The sequence below is a fragment of the Streptomyces sp. NPDC018026 genome (assembly GCF_044327745.1).
GTDB classification, from domain to species: Bacteria; Actinomycetota; Actinomycetes; order Streptomycetales; family Streptomycetaceae; genus Streptomyces; species Streptomyces rubrogriseus.
Map to the genome: position 1 here is coordinate 284330 of NZ_JBIRFY010000007.1, position 25910 is coordinate 310239.

The 25910-nt window shown below is 69.8% G+C and carries 21 protein-coding genes; 6 read left to right on the forward strand and 15 right to left on the reverse strand.

The features are described from left to right. Positions 1-40 precede the first annotated feature (40 nt). From ACH4D3_RS23335 to ACH4D3_RS23345, 3 genes are all read right to left on the reverse strand, one after another. Positions 41-1048, reverse strand: coding sequence for an FKBP-type peptidyl-prolyl cis-trans isomerase (locus ACH4D3_RS23335; RefSeq protein WP_398324947.1), 1008 nt, complete (start codon positions 1046-1048; stop codon positions 41-43). Between the two features lie 165 nt (positions 1049-1213). After that, positions 1214-2575: a Pup--protein ligase gene (gene pafA, locus ACH4D3_RS23340; RefSeq protein ID WP_055416065.1), complete on the reverse strand. Its 1362-nt coding sequence runs from the start codon at positions 2573-2575 to the stop codon at positions 1214-1216. 9 nt (positions 2576-2584) lie between these two features. After that, the gene (locus ACH4D3_RS23345; RefSeq protein ID WP_398324950.1) at positions 2585-3844 is read right to left on the reverse strand and encodes an MFS transporter; all 1260 of its coding nucleotides are present in this window, start codon (positions 3842-3844) and stop codon (positions 2585-2587) included. Positions 3845-3948: 104 nt separating this feature from the next. Between ACH4D3_RS23345 and ACH4D3_RS23350 the strand changes: the two genes are divergently transcribed. Next, on the forward strand, positions 3949-4959 hold the full coding sequence (locus tag ACH4D3_RS23350; RefSeq protein ID WP_398324953.1) for a LacI family DNA-binding transcriptional regulator: 1011 nt from the start codon (positions 3949-3951) through the stop codon (positions 4957-4959). Between the two features lie 18 nt (positions 4960-4977). Here ACH4D3_RS23350 and prcA read toward each other — a convergent pair whose 3' ends face one another. The 6 genes from prcA to arc form a co-directional block, all read right to left on the reverse strand. Continuing rightward, on the reverse strand, positions 4978-5754 hold the full coding sequence (gene prcA / locus ACH4D3_RS23355) for a proteasome subunit alpha (RefSeq protein ID WP_398324956.1): 777 nt from the start codon (positions 5752-5754) through the stop codon (positions 4978-4980). 61 nt (positions 5755-5815) lie between these two features. Continuing rightward, positions 5816-6661, reverse strand: a complete 846-nt coding sequence (gene prcB, locus ACH4D3_RS23360; RefSeq protein WP_398324959.1) for a proteasome subunit beta — start codon at positions 6659-6661, stop codon at positions 5816-5818. Beyond that, a complete protein-coding gene (locus ACH4D3_RS23365; RefSeq protein ID WP_398325334.1) occupies positions 6613-7206 on the reverse strand; it encodes an endonuclease VII domain-containing protein in 594 nt (197 codons plus the stop codon). The genes prcB and ACH4D3_RS23365 overlap by 49 nt, the downstream gene beginning before the upstream one ends. Positions 7207-7246: 40 nt before the next feature. Beyond that, the gene (locus tag ACH4D3_RS23370; RefSeq protein WP_043374843.1) at positions 7247-7465 is read right to left on the reverse strand and encodes a ubiquitin-like protein Pup; all 219 of its coding nucleotides are present in this window, start codon (positions 7463-7465) and stop codon (positions 7247-7249) included. A 178-nt stretch (positions 7466-7643) separates the two neighbouring features. Next, complete coding sequence (dop, locus tag ACH4D3_RS23375) at positions 7644-9155, reverse strand: depupylase/deamidase Dop (protein WP_346265862.1); 1512 nt, start codon at positions 9153-9155, stop codon at positions 7644-7646. A 232-nt stretch (positions 9156-9387) separates the two neighbouring features. Next, positions 9388-11154 (reverse strand): proteasome ATPase, encoded by a 1767-nt coding sequence (gene arc, locus ACH4D3_RS23380; RefSeq protein ID WP_007447848.1) that lies wholly within the window; start codon positions 11152-11154, stop codon positions 9388-9390. 245 nt (positions 11155-11399) lie between these two features. On the opposite strand from arc, the gene ACH4D3_RS23385 reads away from it, so the two are divergent. Continuing rightward, positions 11400-11705 carry a ferredoxin gene (locus ACH4D3_RS23385; protein WP_385354685.1) on the forward strand — a complete coding sequence of 102 codons (306 nt, stop codon included), beginning with the start codon at positions 11400-11402 and terminating at the stop codon, positions 11703-11705. Positions 11706-11782: 77 nt separating this feature from the next. Here ACH4D3_RS23385 and ACH4D3_RS23390 read toward each other — a convergent pair whose 3' ends face one another. From ACH4D3_RS23390 to ACH4D3_RS23400, 3 genes are all read right to left on the reverse strand, one after another. Continuing rightward, positions 11783-12373, reverse strand: coding sequence for a hypothetical protein (locus ACH4D3_RS23390; RefSeq protein WP_398324965.1), 591 nt, complete (start codon positions 12371-12373; stop codon positions 11783-11785). 221 nt (positions 12374-12594) lie between these two features. Further along, positions 12595-13497, reverse strand: a complete 903-nt coding sequence (locus tag ACH4D3_RS23395; RefSeq protein WP_011027901.1) for a tRNA (adenine-N1)-methyltransferase — start codon at positions 13495-13497, stop codon at positions 12595-12597. Between the two features lie 58 nt (positions 13498-13555). Further along, positions 13556-15220: a site-2 protease family protein gene (locus ACH4D3_RS23400; RefSeq protein ID WP_398324968.1), complete on the reverse strand. Its 1665-nt coding sequence runs from the start codon at positions 15218-15220 to the stop codon at positions 13556-13558. Between the two features lie 171 nt (positions 15221-15391). Here ACH4D3_RS23400 and ACH4D3_RS23405 point away from each other — a divergent pair, with 171 nt between their 5' ends. Both ACH4D3_RS23405 and ACH4D3_RS23410 read left to right on the forward strand, forming a co-directional pair. Then, positions 15392-16399 carry a RecB family exonuclease gene (locus ACH4D3_RS23405; RefSeq protein WP_398324971.1) on the forward strand — a complete coding sequence of 336 codons (1008 nt, stop codon included), beginning with the start codon at positions 15392-15394 and terminating at the stop codon, positions 16397-16399. 16 nt (positions 16400-16415) lie between these two features. Further along, positions 16416-17087 (forward strand): response regulator transcription factor, encoded by a 672-nt coding sequence (locus ACH4D3_RS23410; protein ID WP_003977171.1) that lies wholly within the window; start codon positions 16416-16418, stop codon positions 17085-17087. Positions 17088-17165: 78 nt separating this feature from the next. Here the strand turns inward: ACH4D3_RS23410 and ACH4D3_RS23415 are convergent, their stop codons facing one another. The 3 genes from ACH4D3_RS23415 to metH all read right to left on the reverse strand — a co-directional run bounded on the left by ACH4D3_RS23415 (position 17166) and on the right by metH (position 23553). Continuing rightward, positions 17166-18770: an ABC transporter substrate-binding protein gene (locus ACH4D3_RS23415; protein WP_398324974.1), complete on the reverse strand. Its 1605-nt coding sequence runs from the start codon at positions 18768-18770 to the stop codon at positions 17166-17168. Between the two features lie 443 nt (positions 18771-19213). Continuing rightward, positions 19214-19915 (reverse strand): HAD family hydrolase, encoded by a 702-nt coding sequence (locus ACH4D3_RS23420; protein ID WP_398324977.1) that lies wholly within the window; start codon positions 19913-19915, stop codon positions 19214-19216. Between the two features lie 125 nt (positions 19916-20040). Next, positions 20041-23553, reverse strand: coding sequence for a methionine synthase (metH, locus tag ACH4D3_RS23425; protein WP_398324980.1), 3513 nt, complete (start codon positions 23551-23553; stop codon positions 20041-20043). 413 nt (positions 23554-23966) lie between these two features. Here metH and ACH4D3_RS23430 point away from each other — a divergent pair, with 413 nt between their 5' ends. Next, positions 23967-24731 (forward strand): IclR family transcriptional regulator, encoded by a 765-nt coding sequence (locus ACH4D3_RS23430; RefSeq protein WP_123622721.1) that lies wholly within the window; start codon positions 23967-23969, stop codon positions 24729-24731. Between the two features lie 373 nt (positions 24732-25104). After that, positions 25105-25899, forward strand: a complete 795-nt coding sequence (locus ACH4D3_RS23435) for an MIP/aquaporin family protein (protein ID WP_398324983.1) — start codon at positions 25105-25107, stop codon at positions 25897-25899. Positions 25900-25910 lie beyond the last annotated feature (11 nt).

Consider the following 25910-nt stretch of genomic DNA (forward strand, 5'->3'; position numbering starts at 1 on the left):
CTGCGGAAAGGCAACGGCCCAAGTCTTACATCCCCGGGCGTCACATCTTCGCGAGGATGTCCACGGAGAAGACCAGCGTGGAGTCCTTCTCGATGCCGCTGCCCTCCGGCGGGCTGTCGCCGTACCCCAGGTCCGGCGGGATGACGATGAGGACGCGGCTGCCGACCTTCTTGCCCGTCAGACCCTGCGCCCAGCCCTTGACGACCTGCTGCAGCGAGAACGACGTCAGCTGCTTCCTGCCGTACGTGGAGTCGAACTCCTTGCCACCGTCCCACAGCACACCCTTGTACTGCACGAGCACACTGTCCTGGGCCCCGACCTCGGCGCCGTCGCCCTCCAGGACGTACTCGGCGGCGAGCTTCTTCGGCGCGTCGGCCTTCGGCACCTCGATGGAGGGCGCCTTGCCGTCGGTGTTGGTGCCGACCTTCGGCAGGGCGGCGTCGTCCTGCGCGACCTTCTTGCCGTCGGCACTGCTCTTCGCGTTGAACGTGTCCTGGACGTCGACCACGAACACCAGCGTGTCGTCGCCCTTGATGCCCGCCTGCTCGTTGCCCCCCTCCCCGTACCCCCAGGTCGGCGGCACCGAGAACTGGACGCGGCTGCCGGTCTTCTTGCCGGTGAGCGCGTACCGCCAGCCGTCGATGATGCTGCCCTGGGCGAGCTGGATGACCAGCGGGGTCTTGCGGTCGTAGCTGTTGTCGAAGACCTTCGCGCTCTGCCAGACCTGGCCGAGGTAGTTCGCCGAGATGAAGTCGTTCTCCGCGACGGCCTTGCCGCCGCCCGCGATGACCGTCTTGACCGCGAGGTCCTTGGACGGCTCGCCGCTGCCCTTGGCCACGGTCGGCTTCTCGTCGAACTTCGTGCCCGCCGTGATCGCCGGCAGCGGACCGTCCACGATCTTCGGCGGCGGCGCGGCCGAGGTGGCAGACGCGTCGGGCGACGGGCTCTCGCTCGCGTTGCTCGAAGAGCCGGAGTCGTCGCTGTCACCGCAGGCGGCGAGCGTGGCCAGTCCCGCGGGGACGGCGATGAGGAGTGAGCGTCGGCGCACGGTGGGGGCCTCGTATCGGTATCGGGTCGGTCCTGTTGGCTGGCGTGCGCGCAACTCTACGGCGTGAGAAGGGCACCGCACGGCTAACGTACGGTGCCCGTGTGGCGTTCCGCCCTTTCGCGCGAAGACGCCGCTCTCACCCGTCCGGACCCCTGCCCGCCCGGGTCACATCCCGGCGATCAGCTTCTCCACCCGGTCGTCCACCGAACGGAACGGGTCCTTGCACAACACGGTGCGCTGCGCCTGGTCGTTGAGCTTGAGGTGGACCCAGTCGACGGTGAAGTCCCGGCGCTGCTCCTGGGCCCGCCGGATGAAGTCGCCGCGCAGCCGGGCCCGAGTGGTCTGCGGCGGAACGGACTTGCCCTCGAAGATCTTCAAGTCGTTGGCGACCCGGGCCGCCTGGCCCTTCTTCTCGAGCAGGTAGTACAGACCACGACGCCGGTGGATGTCGTGGTAGGCGAGGTCTATCTGCGCGACCCGCGGATGCGACATGGTCATGTTGTGCTTGGCCCGGTACCGCTCCAGCAGCTTGTACTTCATGACCCAGTCGATCTCGGTGTCGATGCGGTCCAGGTCCTCGGCCTCGATCGCGTCCAGCGTGCGGCCCCACAGCTCCAGCACCCGCTCCACGGTGCCCGTACGGATACCGCGGCGCTCGCAGAAGTCCACGGCCTTCTCGTAGTACTCCCGCTGCACCTCCAGCGCCGACGCCTCCCGGCCGCTGGCCAGACGCACCTTGCGCCGCCCGGTGATGTCGTGGCTGACCTCGCGGATCGCCCGGATCGGGTTCTCCAGGGTCAGGTCCCGCATCACCGTGCCCGCCTCGATCATGCGCAGCACCAGGTCGGTGGCGCCGACCTTGAGCAGCATGGTCGTCTCCGACATGTTCGAGTCGCCCACGATGACGTGCAGACGCCGGTACCGCTCGGCGTCGGCGTGCGGCTCGTCGCGCGTGTTGATGATCGGCCGGGACCGGGTCGTCGCCGAGGAGACGCCCTCCCAGATGTGCTCCGCCCGCTGACTGACGCAGTACACGGCACCGCGCGGCGTCTGCAGCACCTTGCCCGCACCGCACAGCAACTGCCTCGTCACCAGGAACGGAATCAGGATGTCCGCGAGCCGCGAGAACTCCCCGTGCCGGGCCACGAGGTAATTCTCGTGACAGCCGTAGGAGTTGCCCGCGGAGTCGGTGTTGTTCTTGAAGAGGTAGACGTCGCCCGCGATTCCCTCCTCGTGCAGGCGTCGTTCGGCGTCCACCAGGAGTCCTTCGAGAATGCGCTCGCCCGCCTTGTCGTGGGTGACGAGCTCGATCACGTTGTCACATTCGGGTGTCGCGTACTCCGGATGCGAACCCACGTCGAGATAAAGGCGGGCACCGTTGCGCAGAAAGACATTGCTGCTGCGGCCCCATGACACGACACGGCGGAAGAGGTACCGCGCCACCTCGTCAGGCGACAGGCGGCGCTGTCCCCTGAACGTGCACGTGACGCCGTACTCGTTCTCCAGCCCGAAAATGCGGCGGTCCATGACTGAACATTACGCCTGATGACCCGAACTGAAACGGGGTTCGACGGCACGGTTTGGATCATTTTCCGATGAAGCCGCAACCACCGCCTCCCGCACGGGAGCTGCGAGGACCCGCCCCGTGCACGCCAGTACGAGCAGCGAGACGAAACCCGCCGCCCCCGGCACCGCGAAGCCCCACAGCGCCCCGCCGTGCTCCACGACGGGGCCCGCCAGACCCGTCCCCACCGAGGCACCCACCGTGAACGTCGTCACGAGCCACGAGAACGCCTCCGTCACCGTGCCGCGCGGCGCGTGCACATCGACGAGCACGAACGCACAGGCGATGCACGGCGCGAGGAAGACACCCGCGAGGACCGTGAGCAGCACCATGGCCACCGCGCCCGGCATCAGCATCAGCGGCAGGTAACAGACCGCCAGCAGAGCCACCAGCACCCGCAGCCGCCGCGCCGGCTCACCGCCCCACCGCCGCGCCCCGTAGACCGCTCCGCCCACCAGCGCACCCAGCCCCAGCGCGGCCATCAGCCACCCGTACACCGCGTCACCGCCGTGATCGTCGGCATACGGCACCGAGGCCACCGTGATCGACCCGAGCGCCATCCCGATGAACAAGAAGGCACCCAGCAGCGCCAGCAGCCCGCCGGAACGCAGCGCGCCCAGCCAGTGCGCCTCCCGGGGCGCCGACCGCCACGCCCGCGACGGCGGCGACACCACCACCGACAGCGCGCCCAGCACACCGACGCCGTTCAGCACGAGCAGCGCCGCCTGCGGCGACCACAGCGACACGCACACCGTCACCAGCAGCGGCCCGACGGTGAACATGACCTCCTGCGCCACGGCGTCCATCGCGTACGCCGTGTGCACCTGGTCCTCCTTGCCCAGCACGCTCGGCCACAGCGCCCGCAGCCCGCCCTCCAACGGCGGCGTGAACAGCCCCGCGGCCCCCACGGACAGGTACGCGAGCGCGGCCGTGCCGGTGCCCGCGAAGGCGAACACGGCCATCGCCAGCCCCGACAGCACCGCGGCCGGCAACTGCACCCGCGGCTGCCCGTGCAGGTCCACCAGCCGCCCCAGCACCGGCTGGCCCACGGCGTTCGCGACGCCGTACACCGCCGCCAGCGCCCCCGCGAGGCTGTACGAACCCCCCTCGGCCCGCACGAACAGCACGATCGCGATCGCCGCGGTGGCGTTGGGCAACCGCCCGACCAGCGTGCCGACCAGCAGCCGCACGGCATGCCTCGCCCGGAGGATGTCCAGATACCCGGCGACCACGACGCACCTCCTTGTCCTCGGTCCCGCACGTGTTACGTATAACTACTGTCGCCATACGTACCATGTCGCCAGTTCAGCAGTCCAGACGAAAGCGCAGGCGAACGGTGGCACGAGGCAGCACCCGCCCCACGAGCCGGGACGTCGCCCAGGCCGCCGGCGTCTCCCAGGCAGCGGTCTCCCTGGTCCTCGGCGACAAATGGCGCGGCCGCGTGTCGGAACCCACGGCCCAGCGAGTCCGCGACGCCGCACTGGAACTCGGCTACCGCCCCAACCTCGCCGCCCGCAACCTCCGCCTCGGCCGCACCCGCACCGTCCTGCTGGTCGTCCCCGCGCTCACCACGGAGTTCTTCGCCGAGGTCTACACCGGCGCCGCACGCGTCGCCGCCGCACACGGCTTCGGCGTCGTCCTCTACCCCTCACCCGAAGGCGTCGGCCCCGCCCGGGACCCCTTCGCCTCCGCCCAGGCCGCACTCGACGGCGTCATCGCCTCCTCCATGGCCGCCGACGCCCTCACCGCCATCCGGGGCGACCAACTCCCCCTCGTCATGCTCGACAGCGACCCGGCGGGCAGCCTGGGCGCCGCCACCGTCAACCTCGACATCGCCGACGGCATCCGCCAGGTCACCGAGCACCTGCTCTCCCTCGGCCACCGCAGCTTCCTCCACCTCGCCGCGGACATCCCGTCCTGGACCTTCGAGGTACGCGCCCGCGAACTGGCCTCACGGCTCGCCACCGTCCCCGGCACCGAACTGCGCACGATCCGCGCCCCCATCTCGATCGAGGGCGCCCTGAGGGCCACCGAAGCCGCCCTCGCCACGCCCGGGCCCCGGCCCACGGCACTGGTCTGCGACGACGACAAACTCGCGGCCGGCGCCTACAAGGCCATCCGGCGCGCCGGACTCCGCGTCCCCGACGACCTCTCCGTCACCGGCCTGGACGACCTCGGCCTCGCCACCGCCATCGACCCCGAACTCACCACCGTCCGCCTCGACGCGGAAGCCTTCGGCGAACGGGGCATGCGCGCCCTGCTGGCGGTACTGGAAGGCAGGCCCCCCGAGAAGGGGGACCTGCCGGTCAGCCTGGTGGTACGGGGGTCTACGGCCCCGCCGCGGTGAAGTGGGCCCAGGTGGCGCCTACTCCTCGTCCGACCCGGAGTCGGTCTCGGTCTCGGCCTCGGCCTCACTGTCCGCCGACGCCGCACCCGCTGCCGCCCCCGACTCCAGCAGCCGCGACAGCTGCCCGCCCACGATGCGCTTGAACTTGCGCTGCTGCGGACGCGTCCGGTCCAGCACCGCGACCTCCAGCCGCTCCGCCGGAATCTCCCGCTCACTCCCGTTGGTGTCACGGGACAGCGCCTGCACCGCCAGCCTCAGCGCCTCGGCCAGCGTCATGCCGTCCCGGTGCCGCTGGTCCAGATACCCGCTGATCTGCTCCGCGTTGCCGCCGACCGCTACCGAACCGTGCTCGTCCACGATCGAGCCGTCGTGCGGCAGCCGGTAGATCTGGTCGTTCTCCGGACTGTCCCCGACCTCCGCGACGACCAGCTCCACCTCGTACGGCTTCTCGGCCTGACTGGAGAAGATCGTGCCCAGCGTCTGGGCGTACACGTTCGCCAGACCCCGCGCCGTCACATCGTCACGGTCATAGGTGTAACCCCGCAGATCGGCATAGCGCACGCCGCCGATCCGCAGGTTCTCGTACTCGTTGTACTTACCGGCGGCCGCGAAGCCGATGCGGTCGTAGATCTCGCTGAACTTGTGCAGCGCACGGGACGGATTCTCACCGACGAACACGATGCCGTCGGCATACTGCAGCACCACCAGGCTGCGGCCACGCGCGATGCCCTTGCGGGCGTACTCCGCCCGGTCCGCCATCGCCTGCTGAGGAGATACATAGAACGGCGTCGACACCGGTTATCCGTCCCTTCCTGTCGAAATCACTGGACCACCTGACAACGAAGACCCGCGCCCGCTACAGCAGCGCGGCCCGCGGACCGTCGGGCTGCTCGAGCCGGGCCTGCAGCACCGAGGCGGCCAGCTCCGCGGCCTCGTCCTCACCGAGCCGACGGAAACCGTCCTCGGTGATCACAGTGATGATCGGATAGATCCGGCGGGCGACATCGGGACCACCGGTCGCCGAGTCGTCGTCGGCCGCGTCGTACAGCGCCTGCACCACGAGCGTCGTGGCCTGCTCCTCGGTCAGGTCGTCACGGAACAGCTTCTTCATCGCACCGCGCGCGAAGACCGAGCCCGAACCCGTGGTCGCGTAGTTCCGCTCCTCGGACCGGCCACCCGTCACGTCGTACGAGAAGATGCGGCCCCTGCCCCGGTCCACGTCGTACCCCGCGAACAGCGGCACCACGGCCAGCCCCTGCATCGCCATGCCCAGGTTGGACCGGATCATCGTCGACAGACGGTTCGCCTTGCCCTCCAGGGACAGCTGCGCGCCCTCGACCTTCTCGAAGTGCTCCAGCTCCAGCTGGAACAGCTTCACCATCTCCACGGCCAGGCCGGCCGTACCGGCGATGCCCACCGCCGAGTACTCGTCCGCCGGGAAGACCTTCTCGATGTCCCGCTGGGCGATCATGTTGCCCATGGTGGCCCGCCGGTCACCGGCGAGCACGACACCGCCGGGGAACGTGACCGCCACGATCGTGGTGCCGTGCGGTGCCTCGATGACGCCCTGCACCGGCGGGAGCTGCCGGTTGCCCGGGAGGATCTCCGGCTGGTGCTCCCCGAGGAAGTCCATGAAGGAGGAGGATCCAGGCGTCAGGAAGGCAGCTGGTAGACGCCCGGTGCTACGAGTGTTGGCTTCCACGCGATTCCTTCCACGTAAGCGGCAGCCCGCCTTATGGCATCGGGCCGGTCCTTGAACTGCCCCAGCGCAGCGTTGCAGCTGAAGCACAGTACGCCACGGACCCTACCCGTCTCGTGGCAGTGATCCACATGTGCGGCGGGAGCGGCAAGACATATGCAGCAGACGCCGCCCTGGTCGGCGATCAACTGATCGCGCTCGGCTTCGGTAAGGCCGTATTTACGCTTGAAGTAGCTCGCTCTGAGGCGTTGCGCACGACACGCACGGCAGTAGCTCGCCCAACCGTCAGAGGCGGACTTGTTGCGCTCCCACTCAGAGTGCGGCTTCACTTCGCGACATTGCGGACATCGCTTGTGCCCCTGCGGGACGGACACCTTCTCGCGTACCTTCTTGCCTTTTGCCTCCTGGCGCTGCCGGTAGTACTCAGCAGAGCACTCCCGGCAGTACGCCTGAAGACCGTCAACAACAGACTTGTTGCTGGCGAACGCCGCCCTCGGCAGGTGTCGCTCACACCGCGAGCAGCGTTTCGACGCCGACGCTTCGATCACTCCGCAGCCCCCTGATTTCACCTTTGAATCAAAGGTGAAATCACTCTCCACCCTTCTGAACGAAGGACCTCACGAAATCCTCGGCATTCTCTTCGAGCACATCGTCGATCTCGTCCAGGACGGAGTCCACGTCGTCGTTCAGCTTTTCCTGGCGTTCCTTGAGGTCCTCGGAAGCCTGCGCGTCCTGCGCCTGCTCCTCGACCTCCTCGGTGGACCGCGTGGCCTTCTGCTGCCCGCCGCCGGTGTCCTTGGTCGCCATAACCCTCACCCCGCTCGGTTCGCCCGACACAGTTGCTCGGTCAAGATCAGACCCTACAAGCCGGGTCCGACATCGGCCCCGCACTCTCCTCAACGTAAGGGGGCCATCTCCATGGTTCCCGGACCTGGGATATTCCACCCTGTCCGGCTGTCTACTCCCCGGTACCCGCTCGGGCCGCTCACCCGCCGGACAGGACCCTGACCAGGTCGTCCGCGGTGCGGCAGCGGTCCAGGAGCTCCTTGACGTGATTACGCGTTCCGCGAAGCGGTTCCAGGGTTGGGACCCGCTGGAGCGAGTCCCGGCCCGGCAGGTCGAAGATCACCGAGTCCCAGGAGGCCGCCGCGACGTCGTCGGCGTACTGCTCCAGGCAGCGCCCGCGGAAGTAGGCCCTGGTGTCCTCCGGCGGCTTCGTACGGGCCCGCTCGACCTCGTTCTCGTCCAGCAGGCGCTTGATGCGGCCACGGTCCACCAGGCGGTTGTAGAGGCCCTTGTCGGGCCGTACGTCGGCGTACTGGAGGTCGACGAGGTGCAGCCGGGCGGCGTCCCAGTCGAGGTTGTCGCGGCGGCGGTAGCCCTCCATGAGCTCCCGCTTGGCGACCCAGTCCAGTTCGCCGGCGAGGCTCATCGGGTCGTTCTCGAGCCGGTTGAGGGTGTCCTCCCAGCGGCCGAGGACGTCCTTGGTCTGGTCGTCGGCGTCCGCGCCGTAGCGTTCCTCGACGTATTTGCGGGCCAGCTCGTAGTACTCCATCTGGAGCTGTACGGCGGTGAGTGTGCGGCCGCTGCGCAGCGTGACGAGGTGCTTGAGCGTGGGGTCGTGCGAGACCTGGTGGAGGGTGCGTACGGGCTGGTCGACGGCGAGGTCGACGGCGATGAAGCCGTCCTCGATCATGGAGAGGACGAGGGCCGTCGTGCCCAGCTTGAGGTAGGTCGAGATCTCCGACAGGTTGGCGTCGCCGATGATCACGTGCAGGCGGCGCCATTTCTCGGCGTCGGCGTGCGGTTCGTCGCGGGTGTTGATGATGGGGCGCTTGAGTGTCGTCTCCAGGCCGACCTCGACCTCGAAGTAGTCGGCGCGCTGGCTGAGCTGGAAGCCGTGTTCGTGGCCGTCCTGGCCGATGCCGACGCGGCCGGCGCCGGTGAAGACCTGGCGGGAGACGAAGAAGGGTGTCAGGTGGCGCACGATGTCCGAGAAGGCGGTTTCCCGCTTCATCAGGTAGTTCTCGTGCGTGCCGTAGGAGGCGCCCTTGTTGTCGGTGTTGTTCTTGTAGAGGTGGATGGGCTGGGCGCCGGGGAGCTGGGCGGCGCGTTCGGCGGCTTCGGCCATGATGCGTTCGCCGGCCTTGTCCCACAGGACGGCGTCGCGCGGGTTGGTGACTTCCGGAGCGCTGTATTCGGGGTGGGCGTGGTCGACGTAGAGCCGTGCTCCGTTGGTGAGGATGACGTTGGCGAGGCCGATGTCCTCGTCGGTGAGCTGGCTGTTGTCGGCGGCCTCGCGGGCGAGGTCGAAGCCTCGCGCGTCCCGGAGCGGGTTTTCCTCCTCGAAGTCCCAGCGGGCCCGGCGGGCCCGGTGCATCGCCGCCGCGTAGGCGTTGACGATCTGGGACGAGGTGAGCATGGCATTGGCGTTGGGGTGGCCGGGGACGGAGATTCCGTACTCCGTCTCGATGCCCATTACTCGCCGTACGGTCATGCGGCCCTCCTTGCCCGGCGGTGCCCGTAGTGGGCGCCGCTCAAGTACCGCTGGCGCTCCGATGCGTGTGCGGTGCCCGTCCCCGCACTGCGCGACTCGGCGGTATGGAAGAGCCTAGAACGCCTTTGCGCTGGCGGGGAGATCATTTGCGTCATTGCCTTGCTCCAGCCGGGGCTCCGGAAAACAGTCGGCTGCGGGTACCCGGTGTGGGCACCCGCAGCCGCCCCGCGTTTTACAGGTACTGACCGGTGTTTGCCACCGTGTCGATGGAGCGTCCGGTGTCCGCGCCCTGCTTTCCGGTGACGAGCGTACGGATGTACACGATCCGTTCGCCCTTCTTTCCGGAGATGCGGGCCCAGTCGTCGGGGTTGGTGGTGTTGGGCAGGTCTTCGTTCTCCTTGAACTCGTCCACGCAGGCCTGGAGGAGGTGGGAGACGCGGAGGCCCTTCTGGTTCTTGTCGAGGAAGTCCTTGATCGCCATTTTCTTGGCGCGGCCCACGATGTTTTCGATCATGGCGCCGGAATTGAAGTCCTTGAAGTAGAGGACTTCCTTGTCGCCGTTGGCGTAGGTGACTTCCAGGAAGCGGTTCTCCTCGGATTCGGCGTACATCTGTTCCACCGCCGTCTGGATCATGCTGGAGACGGTGGCCGCCTTGTCCTTCTCGTGCTCCGCGAGGTCGTCGGAGTGGAGGGGGAGGCGTTCGGTGAGGTACTTGCCGAAGATGTCCTTGGCGGCTTCGGCGTCCGGACGTTCGATCTTGATCTTCACGTCGAGCCGGCCGGGCCGCAGGATGGCGGGGTCGATCATGTCCTCGCGGTTGGAGGCGCCGATGACGACCACGTTCTGCAGGCCTTCCACGCCGTCGATCTCGGCGAGGAGCTGGGGGACGATGGTGTTCTCCACGTCCGAGCTGACGCCGGAGCCGCGGGTGCGGAAGAGGGATTCCATCTCGTCGAAGAAGACGATGACGGGGGTGCCCTCGCTGGCCTTCTCGCGGGCTCGCTGGAAGACCAGGCGGATCTGCCGCTCGGTCTCGCCGACGTACTTGTTGAGCAGCTCGGGGCCCTTGATGTTGAGGAAGAAGCTCTTGCCTGCGGCCTGGCCGGTGACCTCGGCGACCTTCTTGGCCAGCGAGTTGGCGACGGCCTTGGCGATGAGCGTCTTGCCGCATCCGGGGGGCCCGTAGAGCAGGACGCCCTTGGGGGGTCGCAGCTCGTGCTCCCGGAACAGGTCGGGGTAGAGGTAGGGGAGCTCGACCGCGTCGCGGATCATCTCGATCTGTCCGCCGAGGCCGCCGATCTGCTCGTAGCCGATGTCGGGGACCTCTTCGAGGACGAGTTCTTCGACCTCGCTCTTGGGGACGACCTCGTAGACGTAGCCGGAGCGGGGTTCGAGCAGGAGGGCGTCGCCGGGGCGGATGGTGAGTCCGCGCAGGGGTTCGGCGAGCCGTACCACCCTTTCCTCGTCGGTGTGGCCGAGTACCAGGGCGCGCTCGCCGTCCTCGAGGATCTCCTTGAGGGTGACGATGTCGCCGACGCTCTCGTACTCCATGGCCTCGACCACGTTGAGTGCTTCGTTGAGCATCACTTCCTGGCCGCGCCTCAGCTCGTCGAGCTCGACGCTCGGGCTGACGTTCACCCTGAGTTTGCGGCCGCCGGTGAAGATGTCGGCGGTGCCGTCCTCGTTGGCCTGCAGGAAGACGCCGAAGCCGGCGGGTGGCTGGGCCAGCCGGTCGACTTCTTCCTTGAGGGCCACGATCTGGTCGCGGGCCTCGCGCAGTGTGCCGGCGAGTCGCTCGTTCTGGGCGGACACGCCGGCCAGGTTGGTCTGCAGTTCGACGATCCGCTCTTCGAGAATTCTCGTGTGCCGCGGAGATTCGGCGAGCTTGCGTCGCAGGACGGCGATCTCCTGCTCAAGGTAGGCCACCTGCCCGGCCGGGTCCTCGGACCCGCGTCCCGGGCGGATGCCGCGGTTCATGTCGTCGTCGTGGGCTGCCACGGTCCTCACCTCCTCCAAGGGGAGCTGGACGCTTCCAGACCCTACCTGGGTGGGTGTCGATTGAAACCCCTAGATCACAAAGACTGTCGGGGTGTGTCCGATCTTCACCCTTGCGCTCTCCCTCACGCCAGGGGAATACCCACGGAACGTGGGGGGAACCCCGGCGGGGGTAGGGTCGAAGTGTTCAACACCCGTCAGAGCTGGCCGGATTCCCGGACGGCTCGGCGCAGGAAACGGCAGGAGAGATGAGCGTGCAGCAGGAGGCCGTTGTCGAGGGCGAGGCTCTGGAGGTCTGGATCGACCAGGACCTGTGTACCGGCGACGGTATCTGCGCGCAGTACGCGCCCGAGGTGTTCGAGCTGGACATCGACGGTCTGGCCTATGTGAAGGGCGCGGACGACGAGCTTCTGCAGGCTCCGGGGGCGACAACGCCCGTGCCGCTGACGCTTCTCACGGATGTGGTGGACTCGGCGAAGGAGTGTCCGGGCGAGTGCATCCATGTGCGTCGCGTTTCGGACAGGGCCGAGGTCTACGGTCCGGACTCAGAGTGACCAAAATGTGACTTGGCGCGTACGTTCCGTGACTGCTGTCTGGTGTGTCACACCGTCTGTCTGTCCCGGGGGGCCGGTCACACGGTGCGTGCCTGTGAGGGCGTGTCGCTGACGAACGTGCCGTTCTTCCACTGCCACTTCACGTCGTCGGTGACGTCGGGGCAGCAACTGGGCACGTCGGCGGACGAGTAGCCGAGGAGGGTGGCGTGGACGGCGCCGTCGCGCACCGAGAGTTCGGTGGCGGTGCGGCGGTCCTTGGGGTCCACGAGGGTGGCCACGACGCGGGGCTTGCCGCCGTCGGTGTCCCGTGTGATGACGTACACGGCGTCGGGCGGGGTGCCCATGGGGGCGTCGCAGTGCACGGCGGCCACCGTTTCGGGGCGGCCGTCGCCGTCGAGGTCGCCGGAGGCCTTCTTCTGCACCAGGGCCTTGACGGGGCCGCATTCCAGGGGGAAGGCCACGGCGGCCGGGTCGGGCGGCGCGATGGGGGCGGGGGCGCTCCTGGGTCCGGGGGCCGCGGCCCTGTCGGCGCTCTGGGCGGCCGTGGCGGCGTCGGGCTGGAGGACCGAGGACAGGGCGACCACGCCCGCGACGGCCGTGGCGGTGGCCACCCAGTGGATCGGCCGGGTGTGGGTGTGCGAGAGGTCCGGAACGGCGGGGTGCTGCACGAGGAGTGTCTCCTGTGAGGGCTGTGCCGGTGGGGGTGGCCAGCATCGTGCCACACGTCACAGTGCGGGGGAACGGCGGGGTGGGTACTCGTTCCGATTCCTGTGCGGGCTGTCGTCCCGTCGGGTGGTCGCCGTCAACGCGTCGACGCCGTGGTGGAGTTCCCGGACACTGCCGGAACTGCACCACGGCGTCGGTACGTTGTACGCGGCACGGGGCCGCCTCAGCGGCCGGAGCCTCCGCCGGCGTTGGGGCCGTCGTAGTCCTCGCCGTAGGCGCCCTTGGCGGGGCGGCGGCGGCGCATGGGCGGCTCGACGCCGTCGGCGAGGCGGCGGGCGGTGAGCAGGAAGCCGGTGTGGCCGATCATCCGGTGGTCCGGGCGGACGGCGAGGCCCTCCACGTGCCAGTTGCGGATCATCGTCTCCCAGGAGGTCGGCTCGTTGAAGCAGCCGATCTCGCGGATGGACTCGACGGTCCGGGCGAGCTGGGTGGTGGTCGCGACGTAGCAGCACAGGATGCCGCCGGGCACGAGGGCCTTCTTGACGACGTCCAGGCACTCCCACGGGGCGAGCATGTCCAGGATGACGCGGTCGACGTCGGTGTCGGACAGGTTGTCCTGGAGGTCGCCGACGGTGAGCTGCCAGGCGGGGTGCGGGCCGCCGAAGTAGCGCTGGACGTTCTGCTGGGCGATCTCGGCGAAGTCCTCGCGGCGCTCGTAGGAGTGCAGCATGCCCTGGTCGCCGATGGCGCGCAGCAGGAAGCTGCTGAGGGAGCCGGAGCCCACGCCTGCTTCGACGACGCGTGCGCCGGGGAAGATGTCGGCGAAGGCGAGGATCTGCCCCGCGTCCTTCGGGTAGACGACGGCTGCCCCGCGGGGCATGGACAGGACGTAGTCGGGGAGCAGGGGGCGCAGCGCGAGGTAGGCGACGTTCCCGGTGGTGCGGACGACGCTGCCCTCGGGAGCACCGATCAGTTCGTCGTGGGGGAAGGAACCCTTGTGGGTGTGGAAGTTCTTCCCTGCCTCGAGCGTGAACGTGTAGTGGCGGCCCTTGGGGTCGGTCAGCTGAACCTGGTCCCCGACCGTGAAGGGCCCGCGCCTGCGGGCGGCACCGGTCGGTTCGGACATGTGACCAGCCTACCGGTCCCGGGCGGGGCCGCCGACCACCGCTGGGGGCGGGCGGGGGTCAGGAGGGGCGGGCCATGGCCTTGACGAAGGCGCGCTCGACGTCGGCCGCGGACAGGACGCCGTAGATCTCGCCGGTCTCCTCGACGACGAGGTATTCGGTGGCCGGGTTGGCGCGCAGGGCGTCCAGGAGTTCCTCGCCGGACAGTTCGGCGGAGACGCGCATGCCGTCGGTGAGGTCCTGGGCGAGGGTGCTGACCGGTACCCAGGGGCGGCGGTGCTCGGGTACGCCGACGATGGCGGCCTCGCGGACCAGGGAGGCGGGGGTGCCTTCGCCGTCGACGACGACCAGGGCGCGGGCGCCGGAGGCGTTGGCGCGGCGCAGGGCCTCGGAGAGGGGGGTGTCGGCCTGGACGGGGACGGCGCGCCGGGTGAGGGCGCGGGCGCGCAGTTCGGGGAGGTGTTCGCGCAGGCGGGCCATGCGGAGGCTGTTTCCGGCGCCGGTCCAGATGATCGCGGCGAGGATGGCGGCGAGCAGGGCGTCCATGACGGTGTCCATGCCGACGTCGTCGGCGGCGTCGCTGCCGAGGGACTGGGTGAGCAGCGGCAGGCCGATCAGTACGGCGATGGCGAGGGCGCGGCCGACCCAGGCGGCGGCGATCGTTCCGCTCATGGGTTTGCCGGTGAGCTTCCAGACGACGGCGCGGAGCATGCGGCCGCCGTCGAGGGGGAGGCCGGGCAGCAGGTTGAAGGCGGCGACGATGAGGTTGGAGACCATCAGGCCGGCCAGCAGCACGCCGGCGACGCTGTCGGGCTCCACGGGCAGCAGGGCGGCGTAGAAGACGCCGGAGAGGACGAGGGAGAGCAGCGGGCCGACGAAGGCCAGGACGAATTCGCGGCCGGGGGTCTCGGCTTCCTTCTCGATCTCGGAGACGCCACCGAAGAACTGGAGCTGGATGCGGCGGACGGGGAGTTTGAAGCGGAGGGCGGCGACGGTGTGGGCGAGCTCGTGGACGAGGACGGAGGCGTAGAAGGCGACGGCGAAGAAGAGGGAGACCAGGTAGCGGGCGGCGCCCAGCTCGGGCAGTACGCGGTCGAGCTGGCCGCCGAACACCCAGGTGATCAGGACGGCGACCAGGAACCAGCTGGGGGCGACGTACACGGGCACGCCGAAGGGCCGGCCCATCAGCAGCCCGCCTCCGGGTTCCGGTCGGCGCTGGGGCGGCTTGCCGGGTCCGCCCGGGCCCTGGGTGTGGGCCTCGGCACGGTGGTGGTGCGGGGCACCGGTGCCGTGCGGGGCACTGGTGCCGTGTGCGGTGTGCCGGGCGTCCGTGTCGCGCCGGCCGTCGGCACCCGGCTCCGGTTGCCGCCCGGTCACGGCCTCCGGGGTGTCTTTACCGGGCTCGCCGGGTACGGCGGGGGCTTCGCCCGGGGTCTGCCCCGGTCCGGGGGGCGTCGGCGCCTGCGAATCCGGGGTCTCGGAGGCCGAGGTCTCGGGGCGTGGAGCTCCGGGGCCCGGCGTCTCGCGGCCCGGCGTCCCGGAACCCGGTGCCTCGGAGCCCGGGCCTTCGGCCGCACGCTTGTCGGGCCCCGTGGCCGTCGGACCGGTGGGTCCCGGCTCCGCGGGGTCGGTGGGGTCGGCGGCCGGGGCCGTGGGATGTGCCTGGGGCTCGGCCGACTCGTCGTTGCCGGACCGCGGCTGCCCGCTCCCGCCGCTCACGTCCACGGTGTCCCCTCGTTCGAAGCGTCTCCCGCCTGCGGACGGGAGGGTCTCGTGTCGATGGTATGCGTCCGTCGCCGCCCGTTCCGCTCCGGCACCCCTCTGCTTCCCATCCGCCACACGGGTCACGCCTGCGGGCTGGGTCGTTGTCGGTGCCCGGCCGTAAGGTCTGTGGGCATGGAGACGAGTACCGAGGATGTCGCGGAGGACACCGGCGGGCCTGCCCGACCGGCGGCGGCAGTGGCGCACGGGACGGACGCTGCGGTGGAGCCGGGGGCCCCGGCATCGCAGACGGCGGCCGCAGCCGCCGCGCCCGCAGCCGCCGCACCCGTGGCGATACCGCCCACCTCGCTCTCGCCCTCCCGGGCCGGCGACTTCATGCAGTGCCCGCTGCTGTACCGGTTCCGGGTCATCGACCGGCTGCCGGAGAAGCCCAGCGAGGCGGCGACCAGGGGCACCCTGGTGCACGCGGTGCTGGAGCGGCTCTTCGACGCCCCGGCGGCCGAGCGCACCGCGCCGACCGCGCGGGCGCTGGTCCCCGGTCAGTGGGACCGGCTGCGGGAGAGCAGGCCGGAGGTGGGTGAGCTGTTCGCGGACGATCCGGAGGGCGAGCGGCTGGCGCAGTGGCTCTCGGAGGCGGAGCGGCTCGTCGAGCGCTGGTTCAGCCTGGAGGACCCGAGCCGGCTGGAGCCCGCCGAGCGGGAGCTGTTCGTCGAGGCCGAGCTGGACTCCGGGCTGCGGCTGCGCGGCATCATCGACCGGGTCGACGTGGCCCCCACCGGCGAGGTGCGGATCGTCGACTACAAGACGGGCAAGGCACCCCGGCCGCAGTACGCGGAGGGCGCGCTGTTCCAGATGAAGTTCTACGCGCTGGTGGTGTGGCGGCTGAAGAAGGTCGTCCCGCGGCGCCTGCAGCTGGTCTATCTCGGCAGCGGCGACGTGCTCACGTACGACCCCGTCCTGGCGGACCTGGAGCGGGTCGAGCGCAAGCTGCTGGCGCTGTGGGAGGCGATCCGGCTGGCGACCGAGACGGGTGACTGGCGGCCGCGTCCCACGAAGCTGTGCGGCTGGTGCGACCACCAGGCGCACTGTCCGGAGTTCGGCGGCACTCCCCCGCCCTACCCGCTGCCGGTGAGGGCGGCCGACTCCGGCGCCGTCGGGCAGGGCAGAATGGGGCCGGACTAGCGAGAAGGAGACTTACGTGGCCATCCGCGTCCTACTGGTCGACGACCAGCCGCTGCTGCGCACGGGCTTCCGGATGATTCTGGAGGCGGAGCAGGACCTCGCGGTCGTCGGCGAGGCCGGAGACGGCCTCCAGGCGCTCGACCAGGTGCGGGCGCTGCAGCCCGATGTGGTGCTGATGGACATCCGCATGCCGCGGATGGACGGTGTGGAGGCGACCCGGCAGATCACCGGGCCGGAGCGGGACGGTCCGGCCAAGGTGCTGGTGCTGACCACCTTCGACCTGGACGAGTACGTGGTGGAGGCGCTGAAGGCGGGCGCCAGCGGCTTTCTGCTCAAGGACGCCCCGGCCAACGAGCTGGTGCAGGCGATCCGTGTGGTGGCCAACGGCGAGGCGATGCTCGCGCCGAGCATCACCCGGCGGCTGCTCGACAAGTACGCCACGCATCTGCCCTCCGGGGACGAGCCGGTGCCGGACACCCTGCACACGCTCACGGACCGCGAGGTCGAGGTGCTGAAGCTGGTGGCCCGGGGGCTGTCCAACGCGGAGATCGCCGCGGACCTGTTCGTCAGCGAGACGACGGTCAAGACGCACGTGGGCCATGTGCTGACCAAGCTGGGCCTGCGGGACCGGGTGCAGGCGGCGGTGTACGCGTACGAGAGCGGTCTGGTGCGTCCCGGCGCGCAGTAGCCGCTCCCCCGCACGACGCGAAGGGCGCCCTCTTCCGGACGGGAAGAGGGCGCCCTTCGGGCTTGTCCGGTGCCGGCGTCAGTCGCTCACGCCCCGGCCCAGCTCCCACAGCTGGAGCGAGGAGGAGGAGTTGAGCAGGTAGGCCGTGCCGGTGACGTCGTCGCGGGTGGCGACGTACTGCTTGCCCTGCCAGAGCGGGATCAGCGGGACGTCCTTGGCGGTGATGTCCTGGATCTCGGTGAGGCTGTCCACCGCGGAGAGCCGGTCGGCCTCGCCGCGGGAGGCGGGGATCAGGTCGTTGATGATCTCCGGGTTGGCGTACGGGATGTTGAGGGTGTTGCCCTTGTCGAGGAACGGCGCGATGAAGCTGTCGGCGTCCGGGAAGTCGGGGAACCAGCCCATGCCGAAGACGTCGTACTCGCGGTTCCGCTCCGCCGGGTGGAACTTCTCCCAGGGCGTGCCCTTGATGTCGACGTCGAACAGACCGCTGTCGTTCAGCTGCTTCTGGAGTTGCTCGAACTCCGGCTTGGTCGCGGCGCCGTAGTGGTCCGTCGTGTAGTGCAGCGTCAGCTCGACCGGCGTGGTGATGTCCGCGTCCTCCAGTGTCGCCTTCGCCTTGGCGACGCTGGGGTCGCCGTACTTGTTGAAGAACGAGTTGGAGTGGCCGGTGATGCCGGCCGGAACCATCGAGTACAGCGGTTCGGCCTGGGATCCGTAGACCGCGGAGACGAGTTCGCTGCGGTTGATGAGCTGGGCCATGGCGGCGCGGACGGCCTTGTCCTTGACCGTGGCGGCGTCCGTGTTGAAGGCGAGGTAGCGGATTTCGAGACCGGCCACCTCGACCAGGTCGACGTCGCCGTCCGTGCCCTTGGACAGGCTCTGGATCTGTTCCGGCGTCATCGCGCGGGTCATCACGTCGATGTCGCCCTTGTCGATGGCGTCGCCCATGGCCTCGGCGTCGGCGAAGGACACGAGTTCGACCTTGTCGTTGTTCACCTTGAGACTCCCCTTGTAATTGGGGTTCTTGGTGAACACGGCCTTGGTCATCTTGTCGCCCTTGACCTCGGCCTTCATCGTGTACGGACCCGAGCCGGTCAGCTCGAAGCCGTCGCGCACCTTGTCCTTCTCGTAGTCGTCCGGGTTGACGATGCCGGCGACCGGCGTGGACAGCTTGAACGGGAAGGTGGCGTCGGCGGTGTTGAGGTGGAAGATGACCTCGCGGTCGCCCTTCGTCTCGACGGTGTCCACCGTGGAGAGGATGGAGGCCACCTCGGTGTCGGCGTCGATCTTCCGGACGCGCTCGATGGAGTACTTCACGTCCTCCGCGGTGACGGGGTCGCCGTTGGCGAACTTCAGGCCGTCTCGCAGGGTGCAGGCGTAGCGCTCGTTGCCGGTGTCGGTGAATCCGCACTGCTGGGCGGCCTCGGGCACGGGTTCGCCGTCGCCGCGGGGCAGCACCATCAGCGTCTGCGAGGTCTGGCGCATGATGTTCCAGGCGCCGACGTCATAGGCGTACGCCGGGTCGAAGGGCGCGGTGATCTCTTTCGAGACGCTGAACCCGTCCGTGGTGCCGACGACGATCGCGTCCCCGTCGCCGCTGCCGCTGTCCGAGCCGCCGCAGGCGGCGAGCACCGGCGCGAGCAGACCGACGACGGCCGGCAGCACCAAAGTCTTGCGGTTCATGCTCGAGTTTCTCCAGAGCTGTCGGTCCGTGTATCCGGCATGCAGGGGTGTCGCGGCGGATCACGGGGGTAGTGGCCGATGTTCTCGCGACGAGATTAGTCCGCGCCCGCACGGGCGCTCGCAGCCACCGGAGTTGAGGGCTCATCACGGAGCGAAACCGGGTGTGGACACACCGAAAACCCGACAGTGGAAGGATTCGTGCAGTGTTTCATCAATCAGGACACAAAGGCTCCTCGACAACGTTCGCCAAGCGGTGGGCAGCACATCCGGGCCCTGCTGTCGACCCCCGGTCGCGTGGTGAACATCACAGCCGATCTTCGGCCGCCGCTGCCGGAATTCGGCCATCCGCGGTGGTGGAAATGGTCGGTGAACATCCGTCGGGTCGCGCCGCGCGGCGCTTCTCAAAATTGCCGCGCCAACGCCCCCGCACGCTTGGTGAAGGGCTAGCGCATTCGGGTCATCAGACCGCGCAGAAATGTCAGGTCGACCTCTTCCAGGGAGGCGACCACCGTGCGCCGGGCGGCCGGGGTGATGGGGGCGACCGAGGGGACCGCCACGACGTGGCAGCCGGCCGACTCGGCGGCGGCGACACCGGTCGCGGTGTCCTCGACGACGGCGCACCGGGCCGGGTCCGCGCCGAGGCCGGCCGCGGCGGCCAGGTAGGGGTCGGGGTGCGGCTTGGTGCGGGGCACCTCGTCGCCCGCGACGGTGAGGGCGAAGTTCTGGGGGCCCAGGGTCTTCAGCACGCGGTCGATGATCCGCCGGTGCGAGGCGGAGACCAGGGCCGTGGGGATGTCGTGCGCGGAGAGCTCCGCGAGCAGTCGGGCGGCGCCGGGCATGAGCGGCAGGTCACGGCCGATGCGCTGCTCGAAGCCGTCGTTGAGCAGGACGCTGAGCTCGGCGAGGGTGATGTCGGCGCCGGTGGCCTCGATGAGGAAGCCCGCGCTGCGGGTCATGGGGCCGCCGACCACGACGTGGCGCCAGGAGTCGTCCAGGGTGTGGCCGAGGGAGGCGAAGACGTCCAGCTCGACGTCCCACCAGAAGCCCTCGGTGTCCACCAGGGTGCCGTCCATGTCGAGGAGCACCGCCTGCAGGGCGGAGCCCTCGGCCGTACGGGTTCCGAGCGCGGGGACCGTACTGGTCATCCACGTACCTCCTTGAGGGACGATCAGGCCGGCTCCCACGAAGGGAGCCGGCCTGCGGTGGACCGACCAGTGTACGTCGTGCGGGGCGCGAACGCCTGGTGAGGCCGGGGAGGCCCGGCGTGGCCTCAGCGGGCGTTGAAGTACTTGGCCTCCGGGTGGTGGATGACGATGGCGTCGGTGGACTGCTCGGGGTGGAGCTGGAACTCCTCGGAGAGGTGGACGCCGATGCGCTCCGGCTCCAGGAGGGCCGCGATCTTGGCGCGGTCCTCCAGGTCGGGGCAGGCGCCGTAGCCGAGGGAGAAGCGGGCGCCCCGGTACTTCAGGGCGAACATGTCCTCCATCTCGGCCGGGTCCTCCCCGGCGAAGCCGAGTTCGGAGCGCACGCGCGCGTGCCAGTACTCGGCGAGGGCCTCGGCGAGCTGCACGGACAGGCCGTGCAGTTCGAGGTAGTCGCGGTAGGCGTTGGCCTCGAACATCCGGGCCGTCTCCTCACCGATGCGGGAGCCGACGGTGACGACCTGGAAGCCGACCACGTCCCTCTCGCCGGACTCCTCCGGCCGGAAGAAGTCGGCCAGGCACAGGCGCCGGCCGCGGCGCTGGCGGGGGAAGGTGAAGCGGGTGCGTTCGTTGCCGTCGTCGTCGAGGACGATCAGGTCGTCGTCCTTGGAGACGCAGGGGAAGTAGCCGTAGACCACGGCCGCCTCCAGCAGGTTCTCCGTCTGGAGCCGGTCGAGCAGGCCACGCAGCCGCGGCCGGCCCTCGGACTCGACCAGTTCCTCGTAGGAGGGTCCCTCGCCGGTGCGGGCCTGCTTGAGGCCCCACTGGCCCTTGAAGAGGGCGCCCTCGTCGAGCCAGGAGGCGTACTCCTTGAGCTGGATGCCCTTGACGACGCGGGTGCCGCGGAAGGGCGGGGTGGGGACCGGGTTGTCGGTGGCGACGTCGGAGCGGACGTGGCCTTCCTCGGGGCGCTCGTCGATCTCGACGGTGGCGGCCCGCACCCGGCGCTGCTTCAGCTCCGGCAGCTTGGCGCCGGGCACGCCGCGCTTGATGCCGATCAGCGCGTCCATCAGCCGCAGGCCCTCGAAGGCGTCGCGGGCGTAGCGGACTTCGCCGTCGTAGATCTCGTGCAGGTCCTGTTCGACGTAGGCCCTGGTGAGGGCGGCGCCGCCGAGGATGACCGGGTAGTCGGCGGCCAGCTTGCGCTGGTTCAGCTCCTCCAGGTTCTCCTTCATGATCACCGTGGACTTGACGAGGAGGCCGGACATGCCGATGACGTCGGCCCGGTGCTCGTCGGCCGCTTCCAGGATCGCGGAGACGGGCTGCTTGATGCCGAGGTTGACGACGTTGTAGCCGTTGTTGGACAGGATGATGTCGACGAGGTTCTTGCCGATGTCGTGGACGTCGCCGCGGACGGTGGCCAGCACGATGGTGCCCTTGCCGTCGTCGTCGGTCTTCTCCATGTGCGGCTCCAGGTGGGCCACCGCGGTCTTCATGACCTCGGCGGACTGGAGCACGAACGGCAGCTGCATCTGGCCGGAGCCGAACAGCTCGCCGACGACCTTCATGCCGTCGAGCAGGGTGTCGTTGACGATGTCGAGGGCCGGGCGCTCCTGGAGGGCCTCTTCGAGGTCCTGTTCCAGGCCGTTCTTCTCGCCGTCGATGATGCGGCGCTTGAGGCGCTCCTCCAGCGGGAGGGCGGCCAGTTCCTCGGCCTTGGAGGCCTTCAGCGACTTGGCGGTGGCGCCCTCGAAGAGGGCCATGAGCTTCTGCAGGGGGTCGTAGCCCTCGCGGCGGCGGTCGTAGATGAGGTCCAGGGCCGTGGTGACCTGTTCCTCGTCGAACCGCGCGATCGGCAGGATCTTGCTGGCGTGCACGATCGCCGAGTCCAGGCCCGCCTTCACGCACTCGTCCAGGAAGACGGAGTTGAGCAGGATCCGGGCCGCCGGGTTCAGGCCGAAGGAGATGTTCGACAGGCCGAGCGTGGTCTGCACGTCCGGGTGGCGCCGCTTGAGTTCCCGGATGCCCTCGATGGTGGCCAGGCCGTCCTTGCGGGACTCCTCCTGGCCGGTGCAGATGGTGAAGGTCAGGCAGTCGACGAGGATGTCGGACTCGTGGATGCCCCAGTTGCCGGTGAGGTCGTCGATGAGCCGTTCGGCGATCTCGACCTTCTTCTCCGCGGTGCGGGCCTGTCCCACCTCGTCGATGGTCAGCGCGATCAGCGCGGCGCCGTGCTCCCGGGCGAGCTTGGTGACGCGCGCGAACCGGGACTCGGGGCCGGCGCCGTCCTCGTAGTTGACCGAGTTGATCACCGCGCGGCCGCCGAGCTTCTCCAGTCCGGCCTGGACGACGTCGACCTCGGTGGAGTCCAGCACGATCGGCAGCGTGGAGGCGGTGGCGAACCGGCCGGCCAGTTCCTCCATGTCGGCGACGCCGTCCCGGCCGACGTAGTCGACGCAGAGGTCGAGCATGTGCGCGCCTTCGCGGATCTGGTCGCGGGCCATCTCGACGCAGTCGTCCCAGCGGCCCTCCAGCATGGCCTCGCGGAACTTCTTGGACCCGTTGGCGTTGGTGCGCTCGCCGATGGCCAGGTAGGAGGTGTCCTGGCGGAAGGGCACGGTCTGGTAGAGCGAGGCGGCGCCGGGCTCGGGGCGCGGGTCGCGTGCGGTGGGGGCGGTGTCCCGGACCCGCTCGACGACCTGGCGCAGGTGCTCGGGGGTGGTGCCGCAGCAGCCGCCGACCAGGGACAGGCCGTACTCGCGGACGAAGGTCTCGTGTGCGTCGGCCAGCTCGGGCGCGGTCAGCGGGTAGTGGGCGCCGTCCTTGCCGAGGACGGGCAGACCGGCGTTGGGCATGCAGGTCAGCGGGATGCGGGAGTGCCGGGCGAGGTAGCGCAGGTGCTCGCTCATCTCGGCGGGGCCGGTGGCGCAGTTCAGGCCGATCATGTCGATGCCGAGCGGTTCCAGCGCGGTGAGCGCGGCGCCGATCTCCGAGCCGAGCAGCATGGTGCCGGTGGTCTCGACGGTGACGGACACGATGAGCGGCAGGTCGAGGCCCAGGGCGTCCAGGGCGCGCCGGGCGCCGAGCACCGAGGCCTTGGTCTGGAGCAGGTCCTGCGTGGTCTCCACCAGCAGTGCGTCCGCGCCGCCCGCGACCAGGCCCTCGGCGTTGCGCTGGTAGGCGTCGCGCAGGACGGTGTACGGGGCGTGGCCGAGGGTGGGGAGCTTGGTGCCGGGGCCCATGGAGCCCAGCACCCAGCGCTGCCGGCCGTCGCGGGCACCGAACTCGTCGGCGACCTCGCGGGCGACGCGGGCGCCGGCCTCGGACAGTTCGTGGACGCGCTCGGGGATGTCGTACTCGCCGAGGGCGGAGTGGTTGGCGCCGAAGGTGTTGGTCTCGACGCAGTCGACGCCGGCCGCGAAGTACTCCTCGTGCACCGAGCGGACGATGTCGGGCCGGGTGAGGTTCAGGACCTCGTTGCACCCTTCGAGCTGCTGGAAGTCGTCCAGCGTGGGGTTCTGGGCCTGCAGCATGGTGCCCATGGCGCCGTCGGCGACCACCACGCGGGTGGCGAGGGCCTCTCGGAGGGCGGACACGCGGGTGCGGGTGTCGGCGGGCGGGGTGGATGGCGACGAGGCCATGAAAGGGCTCCCTAGGATGCGACGGCTGTCGGCTTTGCCTCTGCCCGGTGCCGCCCGTCGTGGACGTCCCCGGGGAGAACGCACGCCGCCAGGGTAGCCGGGACCGGGGGCCGATGGTCAGGGCGTCCACGAGACGGACGAGGATGGCGGGGCGAATACCCGCCGAACGGACGAGCCGCCGCCGCCCGGAACGGCCCGGAACCGTCCGGTCCGGCGGTGGGCCGCGCCCGGCGCACGTGCGGGGTGCACGCGCCCGGCGGGGGCCGTCCGCGGTCACCGGGAGGTGGCCGAAGTGCAACAGTTGCCCGCCGACCATTGGCGGGAGGTCGGCATGGACCGGTAGTGTTCGGCATTGCCGAACGACGTCAGCGACGCCGAGGTCGGCAGTCGAAGGGGACGGAGGCAGTACGTCGATGGCACGCAACATCCAGTCGCTCGAGCGGGCGGCCGCCATGCTGCGCCTGCTCGCGGGCGGCGAGCGGCGGCTCGGCCTGTCGGACATCGCCTCGTCGCTGGGTCTGGCCAAAGGCACCGCGCACGGCATCCTGCGCACCCTCCAGCAGGAGGGGTTCGTGGAGCAGGACGACGCCTCCGGGCGCTACCAGCTGGGCGCCGAGCTGCTGCGCCTGGGCACGACCTACCTGGACGTGCACGAACTGCGGGCCCGCGCCCTGGTGTGGACGGACGACCTGGCCCGCTCCAGCGGCGAGAGCGTCCACCTCGGGGTCCTGCACCAGCAGGGCGTCCTGATCGTGCACCACGTCTTCCGGCCCGACGACAGCCGGCAGGTCCTGGAGATCGGGGCCATGCAGCCGCTGCACTCCACGGCGCTGGGCAAGGTGCTCTCCGCCTACGACCCGGTCGCGCACAGCGAGGCGCTGGAGGCCGACCGCAAGGCGTTCACCGACCGGACGGTCTGCGAACCGGACAGCTTCGAGCACGTCCTGGACATCACGCGCGCGCGTGGGTACGCCGCCGACGTCGAGGAGACCTGGGAGGGCATCGCCTCCATCGCCGCCCCCATCCACGACCGCAGGCGGATGCCGGTCGGCGCGGTCGGCATCACCGGCGCCGTGGAACGGCTGCGCCGGGAGGGCGAGCTGCGGCCCGAGCTGGTCGCGGCGGTGCGGGACTGCGCCCGCGCGGTGTCGCGGGACCTGGGCGCCGGGCGGTTCTAGGGCACACACGGGCCGACGCGGGGCGACGCGGGCAGACACGGGGCGACGCGGGCAGACGCGGGCAGACACTGAGGCCGGGACACCGAAGGTGTTCCGGCCTTCGGCGTTCCCGCGGGAACGGGGGCCGGGCAGGGAGATCGATAGCCCACGACGATCAATAACGATCGTGCTTTCGATAACACAGCTCTTGACGCACGCGTGACACCGAACGAGACTCGCGTCCATCGGTCGGCATTGTCGAACACCTACCGGCAATACGCGTTAGAGTGTCCACAGTGCCAAGGGCCGCCATCGCTCTCACACCGAGGGCGCCGGAACACCCGGAGGGACCCGGGGTTCGGCTTTCCCTGGACGAAGGACAAAGGAGTCGCGGGTGTCCAGCTCCGACATCTTCATCGGCGAGACCATCGGTACCGCCCTGCTCATACTGCTCGGCGGCGGCGTGTGTGCCGCCGTCACGCTCAAGGCCTCCAAGGCCCGCAACGCCGGCTGGCTCGCCATCGCCTTCGGGTGGGGCTTCGCCGTCATGACGGCGGCGTACATATCGGGTCCGCTCTCCGGCGCCCACCTCAACCCGGCCGTGACCGTCGGCATCGCGATCAAGGACGGCGACTGGAGCAACACCCCGACCTACTTCGCGGGTCAGCTCCTCGGCGCCATGATCGGCGCGGTCCTGGTCTGGATCACCTACTACGGCCAGTTCCAGGCCCACCTCACCGACCGCGAGATCGTCGGCGGCCCCGGCGCACAGGACACCACGGCCAAGTCCGTCGAGGCGCAGGAGAAGGGCGCCGGCCCGGTCCTGGGCGTCTTCTCCACCGGCCCCGAGATCCGGCACACGGTCCAGAACCTCGCCACCGAGATCATCGGCACCTTCGTGCTGCTGCTCGCCATCCTCACCCAGGGCCTGAACGACGAGGGCAACGGCCTCGGCATCCTGGGCGCCCTGATCACCGGCTTCGTCGTGGTCTCCATCGGCCTGTCGCTCGGCGGTCCGACGGGATACGCGATCAACCCGGTCCGCGACCTCGGCCCGCGCATCGTGCACGCCCTGCTGCCGCTGCCCAACAAGGGCGGCTCCGACTGGTCCTACGCCTGGATCCCGGTCGTCGGTCCGCTGATCGGCGGTGCGATCGCCGGAGGTGTCTACAACGTCGCGTTCGCCTGAGCGGACCTCCG